Genomic DNA, 16,328 nt, shown 5'->3' on the forward strand with positions numbered 1-16,328 from the left:
AAGTGCAAGTTAGTTTAGGAACAATTATGATTATTTCTTCATGGCTTTTTCTTGTCGCAGTTGGAGCAATATTAGCAATTAGTTTAAAGAAAAATAAATTTAGATTGTTGAATGGTATTCTGGGCAATGCAACATTGATTGTCCTAGCGATAACAATTATTTTAACAGCGGTCTACAGCCAGTTACTATGGCTGGAGTATGGAATTTTAATTTTAGCAGTTATCATATTGATTCCAATCTTCGTCGTATATTTGCTGCTAGGTTTTTTGTTGCTGTGGAATGCTTTGATTGTTTGGCGAAAGGAGAGCCATACTCTCGGCAATATGCTAACATTAATTCTTGGAATAATGATTATCGTTAGTCCACTAGTATTTGGAGGACTGAGAGCAATTTTACCCAGCCATGTAGCAGGGATGATCATTAGTTCTATTTTAATAGTTGTTGGATATTGTGTTTTTTGGCTGCTGAATTTCATTACATCCTTTTTAATCACACGATTTCTGCCGCCAAGATTGGACAAAAAATATATTATTGTTTTGGGTGCGGGATTATTAGATGGCAATCGTGTTTCACCACTGCTGGCTTCAAGAATTATGAGGGCTAAAGATTTCTGTGAATTACAGTTCAAAAAAAATAAAACCAAACCAATTGTAATTTTTTCAGGTGGTCAGGGTAAAGATGAAACCGTTCCTGAAGGCCAAGCCATGAAAGAATATGCAGTAAGTCATGACATGCAAGATCTAGAGTTATTTACAGAGACAAAGTCAAAAAATACATACCAGAATATGTTATTCTCAAAGAAAATAGTCATTGAACAGGGATTACAGCTAGATGCAGGTGTTTTTTCAACAAGTGATTATCATACATTTAGGGCAGCAGGATTTGCCAGGTATGTTGGGCTTAATATTGATGGAATTGGTGCTAAAACAAGCAGGTTCTTTATACCTAATGCTTTTATTAGAGAGTATATCGCAATTTTAATGCGGCACAAAAACTTTCATGTGGTGGTACTAACACTATTATTATTGTTGAATCTCGGATTAGCAATTCTTGATGTATATCTTAAGTAGTGAAATTATAAAGGGACTTTCTAAAATGAGCACACCAAAAAGAAGATGTTCTTGCTTAAACTTTAGAAGGTCCTTTTATCTTTTATTAGATTACTTAATTGAAGTATTTTTTTGCTGAATCACTGGATGAGTTAGGAAGGCAGTTTCGTTATATTTTTCAATAATATAGTGGCCATTTTGCTCAACAACTTGCGATAAAGATAGATTTGAAAGTCCACTAAGATAGTCATTCCTTGTTAAATGCTGAATGCCTAATTGACTGATTGCGCCATGTGAGACTATAAGAACAACCTGATTATCTTCCATTGTTGCAGTAATATTGGCGATCGCCTTGCAGAATCTTTTTTGAGCACTTAGGAAGGATTCAATTCCTAAGGTTTGGAGACACGGATCATCTGTTCTAGAAGACAATAAAGCAAATTCAAAAGGATAATCTGTCAGCAGTATTTCTTTCTTGAGACCTTCAAAAGAGCCAAACGAAAGCTCTGCTAGGTCTGGGTCAGCTGTTATGTTGAGGTTGGAAGAAATTTGTGAAGAAAGCAATGCTGCAGTTTTATACGCACGCTTAAGTGGACTAGAGTAGACAGCTGAAATACCAGCAAGTTTTAGATAAGCAGCAAGCGCTTTTAAATCAGATTGGATCTCTGGAGTGTCTATAAGTGGACTATCACCATGTGCTCCTTGCAACCTTCCTTCAACATTCCATTGTGTTTTACCATGACGAACAAAAATAATTCTTTTAGCCATTATTAATTTTACCTACTGTATCTCCGCGCAGACCAGTTCGCAAAGTCTCAAGGGAAGTCGCATCAGCAGACGCAATATTACCGAGGTTAACTTGGGGACCGAGTTTTAAAATTAAGTCGACTTGCTGTTTTTTCAAAGGTGCTTCAAAGATTAGTTTATCAATCCCGATTTTTGCTAACGTATCGAGTTCTTCCAAAAGGATATTACCATTTTCGTCATAAATACCAATGTTTTTGCCTGCCTCACGCGCTTCAATAATTACTAAGTTTGATCCAGAAGTGAGGTCGGATTTGATTTGTGCTGCTCGAGTTTCAATGCTGAATTTATGATCTAATAGCGGATTTTTTTTGCCAACTTCAGAAATCACAAAGAATCCTTTTTCGCGCGCTAAGAAGATGACATTATCCCGAATTTCTTTAGCAATTGATGTCGAGCCATCACTGACTTCAATTGCATTGAAGCCTAAGCGAGCTGTTTCTTTGAAGAATTGGTCTAGTTTCTTTGTTTGAATTGCAACTTCCAGCAAAGTTCTGCCAGGATAAGTCAATATCTGATTAGCATGATATATCTTGTTTTTTTGAATTACCAAAGCAGATTCAAAGGTAGCTGCAGTTCCCCAACCAAATTTAATGAAATCAATGTATTCGCCAGCACTTTGGGCTAAATCAGATGCGGCGTTCAAGCCTAGTCCTTTGTCCAGAATCATACTTAGCCCAGTTCTTTTTGTTTTAAGATGAGGAACGTTATTTAAAAAATTATATGCATGCATGAATGATGTCTCCTTTTTGAAGTATATAAAATCAGTGTAATACAAATGCTTTTGTATGAGATTAGCGAACGGTCAGTCAGTACAAGGGTGGCAAAATTTGAGCACTAATACGAAATTATGAATATAGAGTGTCCTTTGCTACGAATGATTTGGAATTAAGGGGAGAATTTTAACTTATAGAACCCGTTTATCTGAAATAAAAAAGAAGACAGGTCAAAAGTTGAATTTTGACCTAACTCCCCTATTCGATTTCCTATAAATGTGTTTCACAAAATTATAAAGTCTTGGCTAATTTTTAACTTTGAATTACTCATAGCAAGTAACACCTTATGAGTAATCTTGTGACAATACCCAAGCTTTAATATCTGATATCGTCGTATTTCCCCTAGTAAAAATTAGTTAATTTTTGTATGCTTCACCAGTGAGTTTTCCGACTGGTTTGAAACAGTCACGAAAGGACTTTTCAAGCAAGTCACTGTTATTATTTTTCTCATAAAAGTAAGCGAGTGTGAATTGAACAAATGGTAGGTAGAAACAGCCACCAATAACTCCAACAAAAGGTCCACCATAAATCATGATTGGTTCCCAAATGTAGAATCCAAAATAAGTAACTATGCTCCAAAGACCAATCCAAACGGCTAGTGGAATACATAAACCGATTAATAATAATAGGTATTTGAAACGTAAACTTCTAATGAAACGTTTGCTTGCCTTTAATGCGTAACGCTGTGATTGTCCCAGAAACTGCGGCTGATTTTCCCGATATAGAAAAAGTGCCTGCGAGTAATCAATCCCTTTCCAAAGTAGTACAACGAAAAAGAGGAATTGTAGAAGAGCCGTAACAATTTCAATTTTGCTAGTAAATAGATGAATCACAAGCAAAGGCAACAACCACAAAAAAATGAATAGTGCAAAGTAGCAGAATAAACGAAGTACTTGATTCTTATTTAATTGCTTAAATTTTTTAAAGACACTAGAGAAAGAAACCTTTGCAAGCTCATTCTTCAGAGTGTCTTGAACAGCATATTGAATAGTTGTTCGAATGAAGAAGCAAAACAGTGCAATTAAGAAGAACAGGATCAGACTGCCAATTATTTCTAAAAGGTTAATGAATATTAGATAGCTTGATTGCCCGTATAATAAAAGTGTAATGCTTGTAGAAATTGATGAAACACCTACCGCGAAAAGTTCATAGTCTAGCAAAAACAATATACTTGCTATAAGAATAAGCAAAACGTATATTATACCAGCAAAAAGCCAATTGTTTTTGAAGATGGTTTTATTCTCTCCAAAGTAAGATTTTAATGGATTATAAAGATTTTTTATCACAATATGTAACCTCATCTCATAAATTATTATTAGCTCATGAATCGATGTTAACACTAATTTGACCTTAAATGCAGAAATAAAGCAAATATTCAAAAAGATATTACATGAATTTCACAAAAAAGGCGATTTTAAAATTGTGAAAACGGGGTGTATCCTGAACTTATTCAGCTGAAACTATAAGTGTTTGAGATATAGTTGCCCTTTTTGAGTTTTACAAATACTATTTTTGATTATTCTGAGAAAAATTGTAACAATTAAGTATGTAAATGTGATACACTATTTTGGTACACACAGTACAAATTTCGGGGTAGAAAATAGAGCGTCAAGTGCTGGAAGGACGGAATGTGTCTTCTGGACGAAAGGCTAGCGCCTGCGGTTTTATTTTCGCATTCGCCGCATTTTTTGTGGCAACTCCAAAGAGGAGATGTCTTATATGAATAGTAGTTTTGTTTCACGTTTGTCGGTGCGCAATATTGTGTTGATGGGCTTATTAATCGCTCTCAATATTGTTGTAGCTAAGTTTTTATCGTTTGGAATCTGGTCTGTTAGAATCAGTTTTACTTTCGTGATAGTATTTTTTATGTCATATTGGTTTGGTCCGTTATTAGGAGCAATTGGTGCGGCATGTGCAGATATTATCGGGACGCTGGTTTTTGGAGGTCTTGGAGGATATTTTGCAGGTTTCACAATTTCCGCTTTTGTAGGGGCTTTTGTCTACGGACTCTTGTTCTATAAGAAGGATATCACTGTGGCAAGAATTATCATTGCCGTATTGGTTAACGTTTTCCTTGTAGATGCAGTAATGAACACCTATTGGTTAACCCTTTTATATCATGCTAATTTTTGGGCAATTTTCCCAATGCGGTTCGTTAAGGAATTGTTAATGATTCCAGTCCAGATTATTTTACTGTATGTTGTTGGCAAGAATAAAGCTTTGGCCGGACTGGTTAAACGGATTGACTGAGTTGTGACAGTAAACAATAAAATTTAAAATTCAAATTAACGATGGCGGAAATTATATATAATTCCACTCATCGTTTTTTTAAACCATATTTTTATAGTAAAATGAAATAGTAGTGAATGTCTGAGAATTGTTCTTAAAGATTTATTACAATGATTAAAAAATTAGCATACAGAACTGTTCATATAATAATTGTGTTAGTATTATTCATGGAATTTAAAGATAAATCGGGGCGGTAAATAAAATGAACATATTGGCAATTGATACCTCAAATCAACCTTTGAGTATTGCAATATTAAAAGATAAAGAGTTAGTAGCAACAATTACCACAAATCAAGCAAGAAATCACAGTGTAACATTGATGCCGCAAATTGCTAATCTATTGAGTAGTGTTGGAATGAAGCCGACAGATATCGATAGATTTGTAGTTGCAAAGGGGCCGGGTTCGTACACTGGTTTACGGATAGGAGTCACAACGGCTAAAACATTTGCATTTACGCTCACAAAAGAGCTGGTGGGGGTTTCAAGCTTAGCAGTTTTAGCGGATGGAATTAATGAAGAAGGAACAATGATAGTTCCGCTTTTTGATGCAAGACGCGGTAATGTCTTCGCTGGGGTTTACAGCAAGGCTGGCATTGAACTTGTTAATGTAATTTCTGATCAACATGTTTCATTAGTCGAGTTGCTTGAGCAAATCAAAAAGTATAAACGGCTGATTTTTGTTGGAAGCGACAGCCACAAATTTAAAAAACAAATTTTAGAGCAGACGAGTAAAGAGCAACAGGTTGCTTTTTCGAGCATGGAAACCGATTATCCGCAAGCTTATCATCTAGGACTGTTGGGCTTAGAAGAAAAACCAGTTGAGATTCATAGCTTTGTACCTGATTATCTGAGATTAACGCAGGCAGAAAGCCAATGGTTAGAAAAGCATCAGGGGGAAGCAGATGAAGCATTTGTTGAGAAAATTTAACAAAATTTTGGATTATTGCTTTAATTACTTTGAAGATACTTCATTAACTTTTGACAATCAAAGAGTTGTAATACATGATAGTGAATATCTTTTATGCAGAGCTGTGGTTCCTGATGTAGCTGAAATGCTTAGACTGCAAAAATTGGTTTACATGGATGATAACTCTTGGGATGAAACAGTTTTTGAGAGTGAATTACGTAATGAAAAGAATAAATTGTATTTAATAATGCGGCAAAATGATCGACTTGTTGCTTTTATTGGTGCATCATTTAACCAAAAAGTCAGAGATGTTCACATCTCAAACGTTGCGGTGGATCCTGATTTTCAAAATCGAGGTTTGGGACAGTTTCTAATTCAAACGATGATTAAGTGTGCAAGGTTCAATGAGTATTCTTCACTGTCTCTTGAAACACGTTTGAGTAATGTGCGTGCTCAAAAACTTTACAGTACAATCGGATTTAAGAACATCGGGTTAAAAAAGTCTTATTATCAGTCTAATCATGAGGATGCTGTAGATATGCGCTTATCAATAAAAAACAAGAAGGAATCGGTAAATGAATAATCAGAAAAGAGAATTGATTTTAGCTTTTGAATCAAGTTGCGATGAAACAAGTGTGGCTGTTATCGAAGATGGTAACAAGATTTTGTCAAACATTGTTGCAACTCAGATTAAAAGTCATAAAAGATTCGGAGGGGTTGTACCAGAGGTTGCGAGCAGGCACCATATTGAGCAAGTGACAATGTGTTTGGAGGACGCTATGACTGAAGCAAACGTAACATATAGCGATCTTTCTGCGGTAGCAGTCACATATGGGCCAGGACTAGTTGGGGCATTGCTTGTCGGTGTTGCATGTGCCAAGGTAGTTGCATTTTCACATGACTTGCCATTAATTCCTGTGAACCATATGGCAGGGCACATTTATGCTGCAAGATTTACAAGTGAAATCAAATTTCCAGCAATGGCTTTGCTAGTGTCAGGTGGTCATACCGAATTAGTTTATTTACCCAAAGAGAATGAATATCAGATTATTGGCGAGACCCGCGATGATGCAGCAGGTGAAGCTTATGACAAAATCGGTCGTGTTTTGGGATTAACGTATCCTGCGGGCAAACAGATTGATGAAATGGCTCATAAAGGAAGTGATACTTTTTCATTTCCAAGAGCAATGTTCAAGGAAGACAACTTTGATTTTAGCTTCAGCGGTCTTAAGAGTGCATTTATTAATACTGTCCACCATGCAGATCAAGTTGGAGAAAAGCTTAACACTGATGATTTAGCTGCAAGTTTTCAGCAGAGTGTAATTGATGTGTTATTGCATAAAACCGAGCATGCACTTAATGTATTTCCAGTCAGACAGTTGGTTTTAGCGGGCGGAGTTGCAGCTAATCAGGGAATAAGAGATGGTTTAGATCGACTAATAAGTAAACATACTGACATTGAATTAATCAAGGCCCCATTAAAATTATGTGGTGATAATGCTGCAATGATTGGTGCAGCTGGTTATATCGCATGGAAAAATGGAGAAGTTGCAGGGTTAGCGTTAAATGCAGATCCTAGTTTAGAATTTGAATGGTTTGATGAAGAAAGATAAGGGTACGAGAAAGGGGATATGTATATATATACATATGCTGGAAATTATAACAATTTCTGAAATTAAAGGTGGTTCTTTATGGCTGCATAATCGTTTTCCTTATTCTTTTAAATGTATTCATTCAAACAATTAGTTTCGTAAACTATAGGTTAGATTGCTAAAGATTAGTATGATTATTTGCATTATTTCATAGATGCTTTTTGTTGCTTTTTGAATTATAATAAGATTGTTTTGTGTCAATAATTATTACATTTAAAAGTACGTAAAGGAGGTTTAAAAGTGAAAGATAATTACGATGATTTGTTTTTTGAGAAAGGACATCTTGGATTGAAAATATGGCAGACTTTAGTTGCAATATTTTCATGGGCTTTTGTAATAATACCAGTCATAATTACTGGTTTCTCCTTTTCAGTAACACGCTGGGAGTTAAATAGTAAACTAAATTTTTGGAAGTATGATTTTGAATTTCAGACGTTTAAGATAATTTTTGAATTACTAGTTTTTTTTACAATTATTGGTGTTATTTTTACAATAACTTCCACAATTGTTCAAAATAATAGAAGAGAGGCTTTATCCGAGAAATGGCCACTATTTGATTCGATGGAAGACCTAAGGCGTCAAGAGAGGTTTGAAGCTTATGCCAATCGAAAGTTTGGTTCCAAAAAGTATCGGGAATCAATTAGTTTTTATTCATTAAAAGAAGAAGATAACTTGGCAGATGATGAAATTTTCAATGTCGTTAAAGGGGGGAATAAATGAAAAATGGAATATTACTTATCGTACAATCTTGTTTAATTTTATTATCTATCTATCCAATTGTTGGCTCAGTTAACTGGTTTATTGGTGGGTTATCGTATAAATATTTGAGAAAAAGTAAAAAAGAGAATCTGACTTCCATTATTGATATAGCAGAGCCATTTATTACCATAATGGTTTCTGCACATAACGAAGAGATTATGATTGCTGATACAATTAAGTATCTCTCAACAAAGTTAAATTATAAAAATTATGAAATTTTGGTTCTTAATGATGCATCTACAGATTCAACATTAGAAATATTAAAGAGTGCTCAAAAAAAGTTTGATAATTTACGTATCATTAATATTGAACAAAACAAAGGAAAAGCGCATGCGTTCAACATTGGCATAGCCTTTGCACGAGGAGAATATATTTTAAGTAATGATGCAGATACATTGCCAGAAACAAATGCACTTAAAAAGTACATGCATTATTTTTTGAACAGTACAGATCTAAATACAGCAGCTGTAACCGTAAATATGGATGTTCAGAATCGAACTACTCTATTGGGCAAATCACAAACTGTTGAGTTTTCAAGTATTGTGGGTATTATCAAAAGAACGCAAACAGCAGTTAATAATTCGATGTATGCATATAGTGGCGCTAATACAATGTATAGGAAAAAATTTTTGGTCGACGTGGGTGGGTTTCGACAGAATAGAATTACTGAAGATATTAGTATTGCATGGGATCACCAAAAATTTGGAGTGATTCCTAAGTTTGCACCTGAAATATTATTTCACATGAATGTTCCCGAAAAATTAGGGGAGCTATATAAGCAACGAAAAAGATGGGCCCAGGGGGGGATTGAAGTTTGGCTGACATATTTTAATGAGTATCGGTGTCATCCAATTAAACATAAATTCCAAATGTCCATGTTTTTGGATTCAACATTGGCTATTGTTTGGTCTTTTTTTTATATTTTTTCATCGATTTTCTTTTTACTATCAATTGTTTATTTTTCTTTACTTGGAGATTTCAACACAGTTTGGACAGCATTTATTATGAGTTTTATTTTTTTGTTTTTTGAAATGTGTGGTGGGTTATTACAATTAATTACAGCTTTGTTATTGGACAATCAAGGTGTAAAAATGAAATACTTGCTCTTTGCCCCTCTATATATGTTGCTTTTTTGGATTGTTAACCCTCTAACAATTGTTACTCGTTTTATTCCTGCTGTAAGGACCTTAACAGGCAAAAAAAGCGGAGTTTGGAAGAGCCCGGAACGAAAGAAAATAAATCTGAGGTAGAAAAAATGTTTTTTTTTGAGGTATTAATTATTGTATTAATATTTGCAATTTACGAAATTATCATTTCATTTTACTTGAAATATAAGAAACACGGAATTGTTTATGATAAAGAAAGAGAAAAAAAATATGCATATTTTGTACAAGCAGAAGTTGATAAACAAAATAAATTAGTTGGGTATGAGTGCCTTTTGCGTGCCTATGATTCAGAAGAAGAGCAATGGACTTTGCCAGAACATTTAGGGACCTTTTCTTTACAAGAAACAATCACATTGCTCAATGAAATGTTTAAAAAAGATGAGTCTTTTTCAGGATTTGTTGCCTTAAATGTTACCTTAGAGCAGTTAACTGATTTACGATTTACTTACTTTGTTAATTGGGCGCAGTCCAAAGTGAGTCCTGCAAAATTGCAGATTGAAATTAGCATTACAAATAACCTCGGCTTCATCCAAGCAAGATTATTGAAAAATAAACTATCTTTTTTGAAAAATAGGGATGTTTTGGTAATTATTGATAGGATTGAAACGACAGATGATTATTTTAGTAGGGTCAAACCGTTTTTAAAGTATGTAGGTGGAATTAAAATTCCAATGTCTAGGTATCGTGAGTACGGAGAGAAACATTGGCTTGATTTAAATATTGGTAAATGGGTTAGAATTGCTCAGAGAAATAATTTAAAAATTTTTATTACGGAACTAGAAAATGAAGAAGAGTTTGCCTTATCCGAAAAATTTGATTTTTCGGCCTATGAGGGCTTTGTGATAAGTAGACCAAAACCGTTAAAAGAACTTTAAAATTAAGAAAAAGTAACTATATTTTTTAGTTGATTTGTGGTCTGATTTGTTGATTGCTGCAGCTTTTGCTGTCGATTTAAAAATAAAGAATGTAATGATAATGCATTTTTTCACAATTGCTCATCAATTTTCAGGTAATTAGTTGCTGCTTAAATACGAGTAGTGATTAATTGCCTATTTTTTTCTGAGATTAATGTGCTGAGCAATGGGTGCAAATAGTCGAAAAAACGACCTTTATTTTTTGGAAAAGTCATTGATACTGTCGTTATCCAAACTAACAGCAATTAGGTTTTGTAGACTAATATATTTTTTGATACATTCTGCCCTGTTTCTTCTGTTATTTTATCATAGCAAGATAAAAAAAGTTCTAATAGAAACTAAAGCAGATAATTTCTATTAGAACTAATACTATAGTATTAAGCAAAGTTTTCAAGCTCCATACTTTTTTCTTCCCAAGAATTTTCCAAATTAGATACTGTATTTTGCGTATTTTTTAGTAGCACCTGCAATTCATTACTCTTTTGCAGATTGGAATAAACTTCTGGAAGTGTCATCTGTTTTTGAATTTCTTCTTCTTCAGAATTGAGCTTCTCAAGTTGTTTTTCAATCTCTTCAACTTCACGACGCAGCTTTCTTTCTTGTCGCTGCTGCTCTTTATTAAGTTGATAATTATTTTTATTTGGTTTTTCCTTAGTAATTACGACTTTATTTTGCTCATTTTGTTGTGCAAGTAAAAGCTGTTCTTCTTTTTTATCAACATAGTAGTCGTAGTCACCTAAGTAAAGCTGACTGCCATTCTCAGATATTTCGAGCACACTGGTTGCAACCTTGTTGATGAAATAACGATCATGTGAAATGAAGAGAACAGTTCCATTATAGTTTAGAAGTGCCTCTTCAAGAACTTCTTTACTATCAATGTCTAAATGGTTAGTTGGTTCATCGAAAATTAGGAAGTTATCGTGATTAAATGCAAGTTTTGTCAGCAATAAACGAGCTTTTTCACCGCCAGAAAGATTATGAACAACTTTCTTTACATCATCTCCAGAAAAAAGGAAGCTTCCCAAAATTGATCTGATATCCTTCTCAGGAGTGGTAGAATGTTCATCCCATAATTCGTTTAAGACAGTCTTTTTAGTATGCAAATTTCTTAATTCCTGATCGTAGTAGCCTGTATCTACATTTGTTCCAAACGAATATTCTCCACTGATCAGAGGGACTTTACTGAGGATGCTTTTCAATAAGGTTGACTTGCCAATCCCATTGCTGCCAACGATTGCCATCATCTGATGTTTTCGTAAATCAATATTGATTGGACCCGAGATGGGATTGTTTCCATAACCGATAAAGGCATTATTAACAGTTAGGACAATATTGCCACTTTGCCGATCCGCGGTGAATTGAAAATGAGGTCCTTGTTGTCCGTCAGTGGGCCGCTCTATGCGCTTGATCTTTTCAAGCTGTTTTCTGCGACTTTGAGCCCTCTTTGTTGTTGATGCACGTACAATGTTGCGTGTAACAAAATCTTCAAGTTTTTCAATTTCTTCTTGTTGTTTTTCATATTGTTTCATTTTCTGTTGAAAACGTTTTGCCTTTTCTTCAATATAGGAAGAGTAATTCCCATGGTAATGCTCCGCCCCACTTGGTGTGAGTTCACAAACTTCCTGAGAGATTTTGTCAAGGAAATAGCGGTCATGTGAGATGATTAAGAGAGCACCGGAATATGATTGTAAATAGCCTTCTAACCAGCCTAAAGTCTGGATGTCTAAATGGTTTGTTGGTTCATCCAATATTAATAGGTCATTTTTTTCTAACAATAGTTTTGCAAGTGCTAATCGAGTTTTTTGTCCACCAGACAGGGTTCCAATGATAGTTGAAAAATCCTTCTCATAGAATTTAAAGCCGTGAAGAACAGCTCGAATTTCTGATTCATAGCCATAACCGTTTGCTTCTTTGAAGTTGTGCGATAGCTGGTCATAACTGTCAAGAAGTGTGTCATACTGTGATTTTGATTGGGTAGAATGATTAAAGTTTGCAATTGCATTTTCTAGTTCATGCAGTTTGACCTCCATTTTCATTAAATCATTGAAAACAGTAAGCATTTCTGCATAAATACTTTTTGAGGAATCTAAACCGTTCTCTTGTGCAAGATAGCCAATTGTCATTTTTTTATTTTTTGTAATCTGACCATTATCAGGCGATTGCAAGCCAACAATCATTTTAATTAATGTCGTTTTGCCGACTCCATTTCGCCCGACGAGAGCAATCCTTGAGCTTTCCTGAACATCAAGGTTAACTTTTTGGAAGAGAACATCACTTCCAAATAGACGCTCAACATTTTGTACTTGAAGTAAAATCATAAAAACACCTCTTGAATATTAAAATTAATAGCAATTATAATCTTTGTGAAACTTGGTAAGTAATTGCTCATTCTATTGCATGTGAATGTATTTTAGTGTAGCATGAATACGGTAAAATATAGTGTACAACATTATTGCTTGTGAAGATAGTTAAATACGTAACTTCACAAGGAATGTGCTATACTACATAAAAAGACTGAATCATTTATTAATGAAGGGAGACAAACAATGGTAACATCAAAAATTCCTCACGCGACAGCCAAAAGACTGCCAATTTATTATCGTTACTTGCACTTCTTATCGGATGCAGGCAAACAAAGAATTTCATCAACCGAGCTCGCAGATGCTGTTAAGGTTGATTCCGCAACAATTAGAAGAGACTTCTCATACTTTGGTGCTCTAGGAAAACGAGGATATGGGTATGATGTGGACAGCTTGCTTGCTTTTTTCAAGAAGACCTTAAAGCAAGACCAGTTAACAAATGTAGCACTGATTGGAGTTGGTAATCTCGGGCATGCGCTCTTGAATTATAATTTTCATCAGAGTAATAATGTGCGTATTAGTGCTGCTTTTGATATTAATCAGGATATCACTGGAACAATTCAAAGTAGTGTCCCGGTTTATGATATGGCTGATATGAAGGAGCAGTTAACAGTTCAGCAAATTGAGATTGTAATTTTAACCGTTCCATCCAGTGTCGCTCAAAAGGTTACAAAAGAGCTTGTTGATGTTGGAATTAAGGGAATACTTAATTTTACGCCGCTTAGAATTACAGTTCCTAGTACTGTTAGAGTTCAGAACGTTGATCTAACAAATGAATTACAAACCCTAATTTATTTCCTGAATAAATTTGGTGATGAAGCTGAAACACCATCAGAAGATTAACAGCTAAAAATGCTTTGCTAAAGTTCTTACTGCGGTAAGGCTTTTTATTTTAGTTGAAGTGCAACAACCAGAAGATTCATAAGTATATGAGTAATGATTGGTGCTTTAATATTGTGAGCCTTGTAGTATACAAAACTCAAAACTAGTCCTAAACAAGCATAGGTTAAGTAGTGCCCGTCAGCATGAGCAATGCTGAAAAGAATACTTGAGAAGAGTGCAGCTCCCATTGGATTAATAAAGGTTGAGAGGTTACCGAAGAATACTTTGCGAAAAATAAATTCTTCCATTACCGGTGCAGCAACTATTACGTATATTAAATAATAAGGATAGTGAGCGATAATTGTCATTATTTGGCTTGTATTTTCGGAGACCGCTGGTTGATGTAGAAAATAAATTTCAGCAAGCATTGTTACTTTTTGGACAAGAAAAGCTAGAATTGTTCCCAAAATACCTAATAATAGTACTGAAGTCAGGGAGCTTTTTTTTGAATCAATATGGTTCGCAAACGGAAATTTCTGGTTAAGGTAGAACATACAGAATATTCCTGCAGTTCCCACAATACTAGTTGTGATGAACAGCAATAGATTACTTTTGCTTACTGTAAAAAAAAGATTCGGAAATAGCATGACAACAAGATATGTTACGAGTAGTACGAAAGAATTTTTTCTGATATTCATAGTTAGCTCCATTCACTTTAATAATAGGTCTAGTATAGCATATATTAATTTAGCACTCTTGCAGTTAGAGTGATAAAAAACTTGCATTTTTAGCATGAATTGATTATAGTAATAGTTGTGATTAGCACTTGAACTAATAAAGTGCTAAAAGCAAAACAATATTGGAGGGATATACAGTGCTTAAACCTTTAGGAGATCGTGTTATTTTGGAAGTTCAAAAAGATGAGGAACAAACTGTTGGCGGTATAGTGATTGCTAGCAATGCTCAAGAAAAGCCACAAACAGGAAAAGTGGCAGCTGTTGGTGCAGGCCGAGTTTTAGATAACGGCGAAAAGGTTGCTTTATCAGTCAAAGTCGGTGAAACAGTTTTGTTTGATAAATATGCTGGCACAGAGGTCAAATACGAAGAAAAAGGGTATTTGGTTGTTCATGAAAAAGATATTGTTGCAATTGTAGACTAAAGATTATTATAAATCGACTATGAGGTGAATTATTAATGGCAAAAGAAATTAAATTTTCAGAAGATGCTCGTTCAAAAATGCTTGCAGGTGTTGATAAGTTAGCAAATACGGTTAAATCAACAATTGGTCCAAAAGGAAGAAATGTTGTTTTGGAACAGTCTTATGGTTCACCAACAATTACAAATGATGGTGTAACTATTGCAAAGGCAATTGAACTTGAAGATCACTTTGAAAATATGGGAGCAAAACTTGTTGCGGAAGTTGCTTCAAAGACAAATGATATTGCAGGTGATGGTACTACAACTGCTACTGTATTGACACAAGCAATTGTTACGGAAGGAATGAAGAACGTAACTGCAGGTGCAAATCCAGTGGGTATTCGTCGAGGAATTGAGTTGGCAACAAAAGCTGCAGTCGATGAACTGCATGAAATGTCACACAAAGTAGAATCAAAGAGTGATATTGCTCAAGTTGCTGCAATTTCTTCAACTAGTGAAGAGATTGGAAAGTTAATTGCGGATGCAATGGAAAAAGTTGGAAATGACGGTGTTATTACAATTGAAGAATCAAAGGGAATTGATACTTCATTGGATGTTGTAGAAGGAATGCAATTTGATCGTGGATACCTTTCACAATATATGGTTACAGATAATGATAAGATGGAAGCAGATTTAGACAATCCATATGTTTTGATTACTGATAAGAAGATTTCAAACATTCAAGAAGTTCTCAATCTCTTACAATCAATTGTAGAACAAGGGCGTCCATTGTTAATCATTGCTGATGATGTTGATGGTGAGGCCTTACCTACGCTTGTTTTGAACAAGATTCGTGGAACGTTCAATGTTGTTGCTGTCAAGGCTCCAGGCTTTGGTGATCGCCGTAAAGAGATGTTGCAAGATGTTGCTACATTGACTGGTGCGACTGTTATTACAGAAGACTTAGGTCTCCAATTAAAAGATACAACGGTTGATCAGCTTGGTTCTGCAAGCAAGATTACTGTGACAAAAGAAAAGACTACTATTGTTGAGGGTGCCGGCAATAAGTCTGAGATTGCTGAGCGTGTAAATACAATTAAGAAACAAATTGCTGAAACAACTTCAGATTTTGATCGTGAAAAGCTACAAGAGCGCCTAGCTAAACTTGCTGGTGGTGTAGCTGTAGTTAAGGTCGGAGCAGCAACTGAGACAGAATTAAAGGAACGTAAGTATCGTATTGAAGATGCATTGAATGCTACTAGAGCAGCTGTTGAAGAAGGATTTGTTTCTGGTGGCGGAACAGCATTGGTTAACGTTATTGGCAAAGTTTCCGAATTGGAAGAGACTGGTGATGTTCAAACCGGTATTAATATTGTTAAGCGTGCTTTAGAAGAACCTGTCCGTCAAATTGCTGCTAACGCAGGACTTGAAGGTTCTGTGATTGTGGAAAAGTTAAAATCACAAAAAACAGGAATTGGTTACAATGCTGCTACAGATGAATGGGTTGATATGGTAGAAGCTGGAATTGTTGATCCAACTAAGGTCACGCGTTCTGCTTTACAAAATGCGGCAAGTGTGTCTGCATTATTGTTAACGACAGAAGCAGTTGTTGCTGAGGTACCGGCTCCTGAAGCTCCTGTTGCCCCTGCTGCTCCTGCACCAGGCATGGGCGGAATGATGTAATAACTAACTG

At 35.1% G+C, this 16,328-nt stretch carries 16 protein-coding genes and 1 riboswitch; of the genes, 11 read left to right on the forward strand and 5 right to left on the reverse strand.

The annotated features are described in order from the left end of the window. Positions 1–2: 2 nt before the first annotated feature. Positions 3–1,070 carry a YdcF family protein gene (locus ABF682_RS03035; RefSeq protein ID WP_415618980.1) on the forward strand — a complete coding sequence of 356 codons (1,068 nt, stop codon included), beginning with the start codon at positions 3–5 and terminating at the stop codon, positions 1,068–1,070. Between the two features lie 90 nt (positions 1,071–1,160). Here ABF682_RS03035 and ABF682_RS03040 read toward each other — a convergent pair whose 3' ends face one another. The 3 genes from ABF682_RS03040 to ABF682_RS03050 all read right to left on the reverse strand — a co-directional run bounded on the left by ABF682_RS03040 (position 1,161) and on the right by ABF682_RS03050 (position 3,915). Beyond that, positions 1,161–1,817 (reverse strand): histidine phosphatase family protein, encoded by a 657-nt coding sequence (locus ABF682_RS03040; RefSeq protein ID WP_415618981.1) that lies wholly within the window; start codon positions 1,815–1,817, stop codon positions 1,161–1,163. Further along, positions 1,810–2,586, reverse strand: coding sequence for a phosphosulfolactate synthase (locus ABF682_RS03045; RefSeq protein ID WP_415618982.1), 777 nt, complete (start codon positions 2,584–2,586; stop codon positions 1,810–1,812). Before ABF682_RS03045 ends, ABF682_RS03040 begins: the two co-directional genes overlap by 8 nt. Positions 2,587–2,985: 399 nt before the next feature. Further along, entirely contained in the window at positions 2,986–3,915 is a 930-nt protein-coding gene (locus tag ABF682_RS03050; protein ID WP_289977843.1) for a hypothetical protein, read from the reverse strand. Between the two features lie 301 nt (positions 3,916–4,216). Beyond that, positions 4,217–4,313: riboswitch (THF riboswitch) on the forward strand. 35 nt (positions 4,314–4,348) lie between these two features. Between ABF682_RS03050 and ABF682_RS03055 the strand changes: the two genes are divergently transcribed. The 7 genes from ABF682_RS03055 (at position 4,349) to ABF682_RS03085 (ending at position 10,277) form a co-directional block, all read left to right on the forward strand. Then, positions 4,349–4,879 (forward strand): folate family ECF transporter S component, encoded by a 531-nt coding sequence (locus ABF682_RS03055; protein WP_289977844.1) that lies wholly within the window; start codon positions 4,349–4,351, stop codon positions 4,877–4,879. A gap of 241 nt (positions 4,880–5,120) precedes the next feature. Then, entirely contained in the window at positions 5,121–5,846 is a 726-nt protein-coding gene (gene tsaB / locus ABF682_RS03060) for a tRNA (adenosine(37)-N6)-threonylcarbamoyltransferase complex dimerization subunit type 1 TsaB (RefSeq protein WP_415618983.1), read from the forward strand. Beyond that, complete coding sequence (gene rimI, locus ABF682_RS03065) at positions 5,821–6,408, forward strand: ribosomal protein S18-alanine N-acetyltransferase (RefSeq protein WP_289977849.1); 588 nt, start codon at positions 5,821–5,823, stop codon at positions 6,406–6,408. Before tsaB ends, rimI begins: the two co-directional genes overlap by 26 nt. Continuing rightward, positions 6,401–7,438, forward strand: coding sequence for a tRNA (adenosine(37)-N6)-threonylcarbamoyltransferase complex transferase subunit TsaD (gene tsaD / locus ABF682_RS03070; protein WP_415618984.1), 1,038 nt, complete (start codon positions 6,401–6,403; stop codon positions 7,436–7,438). Before rimI ends, tsaD begins: the two co-directional genes overlap by 8 nt. A gap of 279 nt (positions 7,439–7,717) precedes the next feature. Next, positions 7,718–8,197, forward strand: a complete 480-nt coding sequence (locus ABF682_RS03075) for a hypothetical protein (RefSeq protein ID WP_415618985.1) — start codon at positions 7,718–7,720, stop codon at positions 8,195–8,197. Further along, positions 8,194–9,486 carry a glycosyltransferase family 2 protein gene (locus ABF682_RS03080; protein ID WP_415618986.1) on the forward strand — a complete coding sequence of 431 codons (1,293 nt, stop codon included), beginning with the start codon at positions 8,194–8,196 and terminating at the stop codon, positions 9,484–9,486. Before ABF682_RS03075 ends, ABF682_RS03080 begins: the two co-directional genes overlap by 4 nt. A gap of 5 nt (positions 9,487–9,491) precedes the next feature. After that, entirely contained in the window at positions 9,492–10,277 is a 786-nt protein-coding gene (locus ABF682_RS03085; RefSeq protein ID WP_415618987.1) for an EAL domain-containing protein, read from the forward strand. Positions 10,278–10,693: 416 nt separating this feature from the next. Here ABF682_RS03085 and ABF682_RS03090 read toward each other — a convergent pair whose 3' ends face one another. Continuing rightward, complete coding sequence (locus ABF682_RS03090; protein WP_415618988.1) at positions 10,694–12,634, reverse strand: ABC-F family ATP-binding cassette domain-containing protein; 1,941 nt, start codon at positions 12,632–12,634, stop codon at positions 10,694–10,696. A gap of 228 nt (positions 12,635–12,862) precedes the next feature. Between ABF682_RS03090 and ABF682_RS03095 the strand changes: the two genes are divergently transcribed. Further along, positions 12,863–13,519 (forward strand): redox-sensing transcriptional repressor Rex, encoded by a 657-nt coding sequence (locus tag ABF682_RS03095; RefSeq protein ID WP_289977855.1) that lies wholly within the window; start codon positions 12,863–12,865, stop codon positions 13,517–13,519. Between the two features lie 44 nt (positions 13,520–13,563). Here the strand turns inward: ABF682_RS03095 and ABF682_RS03100 are convergent, their stop codons facing one another. Then, positions 13,564–14,196: a lysostaphin resistance A-like protein gene (locus ABF682_RS03100; RefSeq protein WP_415618989.1), complete on the reverse strand. Its 633-nt coding sequence runs from the start codon at positions 14,194–14,196 to the stop codon at positions 13,564–13,566. 176 nt (positions 14,197–14,372) lie between these two features. On the opposite strand from ABF682_RS03100, the gene groES reads away from it, so the two are divergent. Further along, positions 14,373–14,657, forward strand: a complete 285-nt coding sequence (groES, locus tag ABF682_RS03105; protein ID WP_289977857.1) for a co-chaperone GroES — start codon at positions 14,373–14,375, stop codon at positions 14,655–14,657. Positions 14,658–14,692: 35 nt separating this feature from the next. Next, positions 14,693–16,318: a chaperonin GroEL gene (gene groL, locus ABF682_RS03110; RefSeq protein ID WP_289977858.1), complete on the forward strand. Its 1,626-nt coding sequence runs from the start codon at positions 14,693–14,695 to the stop codon at positions 16,316–16,318. Positions 16,319–16,328: the final 10 nt, after the last annotated feature.

It is taken from the genome of Liquorilactobacillus sp., from assembly GCF_047719775.1.
Taxonomy (GTDB): domain Bacteria; phylum Bacillota; class Bacilli; order Lactobacillales; family Lactobacillaceae; genus Liquorilactobacillus.